Annotated in this window: 4 protein-coding genes; all 4 read left to right on the forward strand. The window is 66.7% G+C overall.

Annotated features, from left to right (window positions below):
• On the forward strand, nt 1-371 hold a 371-nt coding region (locus U9980_RS00360), incomplete at its 5' end, for a hypothetical protein (RefSeq protein ID WP_322766190.1).
• Nucleotides 371-1324, forward strand: coding sequence for a UDP-glucuronic acid decarboxylase family protein (locus U9980_RS00365; RefSeq protein ID WP_322755882.1), 954 nt, complete (start codon nt 371-373; stop codon nt 1322-1324). The genes U9980_RS00360 and U9980_RS00365, both read left to right, overlap by 1 nt.
• Nucleotides 1325-1666: 342 nt before the next feature.
• Nucleotides 1667-1975, forward strand: a complete 309-nt coding sequence (gene groES, locus U9980_RS00370; RefSeq protein WP_322747238.1) for a co-chaperone GroES — start codon at nt 1667-1669, stop codon at nt 1973-1975.
• 233 nt (nt 1976-2208) lie between these two features.
• The gene (gene groL, locus U9980_RS00375) at nt 2209-3843 is read left to right on the forward strand and encodes a chaperonin GroEL (protein WP_322766191.1); all 1635 of its coding nucleotides are present in this window, start codon (nt 2209-2211) and stop codon (nt 3841-3843) included.
• The last annotated feature ends 498 nt before the right edge of the window (nt 3844-4341 follow it).

The raw sequence follows: 4341 nt of genomic DNA on the forward strand, positions 1-4341 counted from the left end.
CCGTTCTAGCTTTGTCGGGGCTTAGAGCGCCCGGCATGGTCGAAGATGGGGTTGTGGTTGATGTGACGCGCATGTGGGAGGCGCACGCGGCCGAGGGATGTCTGGATGGGCTCCTGGCCTGGTTGGATCAGGCTCTGGCGGGCACATCGGCGGAGATCTACCGTGGCGTCGGCGACAGCGGAGACGTTGTCGTCGTTCTCCTCCATCCGCAGGGGAGCGAACCGTCGGTGGGCGGTAAACCATCGACCGGCGCCGCCGCGTCCGTCCTCGATGGTGTCCCGCCGAGCCTTCTCGCTCGGTCCGCACGGGGGTGGGACTTCATGCGCGTATCGTCACGCGGACGGAATACCAATAACCAGGAGGGGGCCTGATGGAAAGAAGCGTTGTCACTGGAGGTGCCGGTTTTCTGGGGTCGCACCTGTGCGAGCGGCTGTTGGACGAGGGCCATGAGGTCCTCTGCCTGGACAACTTCGTCACGGGGACGCCGGCGAACGTCGCTCATCTTGCGGACCGCGAGGGATTCCGGCTGGTCCGCTGCAATGTAACGGATTACGTTCATGTTCCTGGTCCGGTCGATTACGTGTTGCACTTCGCGTCGCCGGCGAGCCCGATCGACTATCTGCACCTACCGATCCACACCTTGAAGGTCGGCTCGATCGGTACGCTGCACGCCCTTGGCCTGGCGAAGGAAAAAGGCGCGCGTTTCATACTGGCGTCGACCTCGGAGGTCTATGGGGACCCGCAGGTCCATCCACAGCCCGAGAACTACTGGGGCCATGTCAACCCGGTAGGGCCGCGCGGCGTCTATGACGAGGCCAAGCGGTTCGGCGAGGCGCTGACCATGGCCTACCGGCGAAGCCACGCGGTTGACACCGGAATCGTCCGGATCTTCAACACCCACGGGCCGCGGATGCGTCCCAATGACGGTCGGGCGATCCCCGCCTTTGCGACCCAGGCCCTGCGCGGTGAACCGATAACGGTGGCGGGCGACGGCAGTCAGACCCGGTCGATCATCTATGTCGACGATCTGGTCGAGGGAATCGTACGGATGATGTTTTCTGGTCATCCCGGCCCGATGAACATCGGCAACCCCTACGAGTTGTCGATCCTCGAGCTTGCCGAACTCGTCCGTGAGGTTGCCAAAAGTGAATCGGAGATCTCGTTCATTCCGCGGCCGGAGGATGATCCGACGATCCGGCAGCCCGACATTTCGTTGGCCCGTGACGTCCTGGGCTGGGAACCTGTCGTCGATCTGCGGACAGGTCTCGATACCACGGTTTCCTGGTTTCGGGAGCATCCCGATGTCATCAGCCGGGCGCACTAACGTGGCCGCGGGCCATGGTGGGCCGCCCGGGTAGTCCGGACCCGTTGTCCTTCGGCCGCCGCCGGATCGGGTCCCGGTCGGTGCCCGTCGCGCCGGCGGACCGGGTCGAGCCCGGCCCGGCGGCGGCCGGCAACTCCCGGTCGTGGCCGGGTTCGGCGGGCTGACCGGCGACCACGGCGCCGGACTCGCTTGACAGTTCCGACCGTGTCGGTTGACGTGGGCGAGGTGGGTGCTAAGTTGGCACTCGGCACACGAGAGTGCCAGCGACAGCAGGCGCCTGTTCCCCCGCGACGGCAGGCCGCCAGGGTCGCTCTCTCATCCAGCGCAGGAAGGGGGAGGTCGATCGTGACGACCGCCACCAAGGTTGCAATCAAGCCGCTCGAAGATCGTATTGTCGTCCAGCCGTCAGACGCCGAGCAGACCACCGCGTCAGGCATCGTGATCCCGGATACGGCCAAGGAGAAGCCGCAGGAGGGCACCGTCCTCGCGGTCGGGCCCGGCCGGTTCGAGGATGGCAAGCGGGTTCCGCTCGACGTTACGGTTGGTGATGTCGTTCTGTACAGCAAGTACGGCGGCACCGAGGTGAAGTACGCCGGTGAGGAGTACCTGGTTCTCTCCGCCCGCGACGTGCTGGCGATCATCGAGAAGTAGGCCTGTCTCCGGCAGGATCCAAGGGCGTGTTTCGCCGTTCTGGATGGCATTCGTCCGGATCGGTGGAGCACGCCCGATCGCCGTTAGGGCGTGCTTTCCGAATCTTCGCTCGCATCACCCCCACCGGAATGCTCCGCGGTCGCGTGGGTTCCTGCTCCCGGGGTCCATCGAGCGATTTCCTGGCGGCACGCCCAGGGGCAGACACGCCCTGAGCCGGTTCGGGAGGACCACGTATGCCCAAGATTCTGACATTCAGTGAGGACGCTCGCCATGCGCTTGAGCATGGCGTGAACGCCCTCGCGGACGCTGTGAAGGTGACGATCGGCCCGCGTGGCCGCAACGTCGTCATCGACAAGTCCTACGGCGCACCGACGATCACCAACGACGGGGTGACGATCGCGCGCGAGGTGGAGCTCGACAACCCCAACGAGAACCTCGGCGCCCAACTCGCCAAGGAAGTCGCCACCAAGACCAACGACGTCGCCGGCGACGGCACCACGACCGCGACCGTGCTCGCCCAGGCCATGGTGCGCAGCGGGCTGCGACAGGTCGCGGCCGGGACGCCGCCGGTGGCGCTCAAGGCGGGTATCGAGGCCGCGGTCGTGGCCGTTTCCAACGCCCTGCTGGAGCAGGCGCTGGAGGTGGACTCGAAGGAGGTCATCGCGCACGTCGCGGCAATCTCCGCCCAGGACGCGAAGGTCGGCGAGCTCATCGCCGAGGCGATGGACCGGATCGGCAAGGACGGTGTGATCACCGTCGAGGAGAGTCAGACCCTCGGACTGGAGCTCGAGCTCACCGAGGGGATGCAGTTCGACAAGGGTTACATTTCTCCGTACTTCGTCACGGACTCCGAGCGCATGGAGACCGTCCTCGAAGACGCGTACGTGCTCCTGCACCCGGGCAAGATCAGTGCGCTGGGCGACGTCCTTCCGCTCCTGGAGAAGGTCATGGAGGCGCGGAAGCCGCTTCTGATCATTGCCGAGGATGTCGAGGGGGAGGCGCTGTCGACTCTCGTCGTCAACGCGATCCGCAGGACCTTCCAGGTCGTGGCGGTCAAGGCGCCGGGCTTCGGCGACCGCCGCAAGGCGATGCTGCAGGATATCGCCGTCCTCACCGGGGGACAGGTCGTCGCTGCCGAGGTCGGTCTCAAGCTTGACTCGGTCGGGCTGGCTGAGCTTGGGCGGGCGCGTCGAGTTGTGGTCGACAAGGACACCACGACCGTCATCGACGGTGCCGGAGACGAGACGACCATTGCCGACCGAGTACGCCAGCTTCGGGGCGAGATCGAGGCCAGCGACTCGGACTGGGACCGCGAGAAGCTGCAGGAGCGGGTCGCCAAGCTCGCCGGTGGTGTCGCCGTGGTCAGAGTCGGTGCGCCCACCGAGGTCGAGCTCAAGGAGAAGAAGCACCGTCTGGAGGATGCCGTGTCCGCCACCCGCGCAGCGGTGGAGGAAGGCATCGTGGCGGGCGGTGGGTCGGCACTGGTACACGCCGGCGCGGCCCTCGACGGCGGCCTCGGGCGCACGGGCGACGAACTGGCCGGTGTACAGATCGTTCGTGACGCGCTCAGCGCTCCGTTGACCTGGATCGCGAACAACGCCGGCCTGGAAGGCGCCGTGATCGTCGCGAAGGTGAAGGAGCAGCCCGTCGGCAGTGGCTTCAACGTGGCCCGGGGCGTGTACACCAACCTGATCGCCGACGGCGTGGTCGACCCGGTGAAGGTGACCCGCTCGGCGGTCGCCAACGCCGCGTCCATCGCTGCACTGTTGCTCACGACCGAAAGCCTCGTCGCGGAGAAGCCGTCGAAGGCCGCGGCCGCCGCCGGCCATGGTCACAACCACGGCCACTCGCACGGCCCGGGTTTCTAAGGGCGACCGGCAACAGGGGTGTAGATCAAGGAGCGGGGCTGCGGCGCTCTGAGGCGCTCTGAGTTGACGGGATCCGGCTCGCCGGGATCCTGACAGGCGTACTCCCGCGGATGTCGGTCGCACCGACCCGCGGCACCGCGTGGTGGATTCCCTCAGCACACCGGGGATTTCGGCCTCCGGCGGCGCGAAAAATCATGATCGCGCCGCCTTCGGCCCTCTCGGCCCGGCAGGACCGCCAACGTCCTGCCGGGCCTTTGCAGGTTCCCTGTCGATCTCGCTGAGGTCGTCGATCTCGCCGATCCCGCCGAGGTCGATCTCGCCGAGCGTTGCGGTCACACGTCGCGGGTGACCCATCCGGTGGGATGGACATGTCCGTGGATGTCGCCACCGCGGGCGCGCGATCTGACGATCGTCGCGCGCCCTTCGGCCCTCTAGCCCTGGGGACTGCGGCCTCCGGCGATGCGACAGAACCACGATCGCATCGCCTTTGGCCCTCTA

This window comes from Protofrankia sp. Cr1, assembly GCF_963555865.1.
Lineage (GTDB): Bacteria > Actinomycetota > Actinomycetes > Frankiales > Frankiaceae > Protofrankia.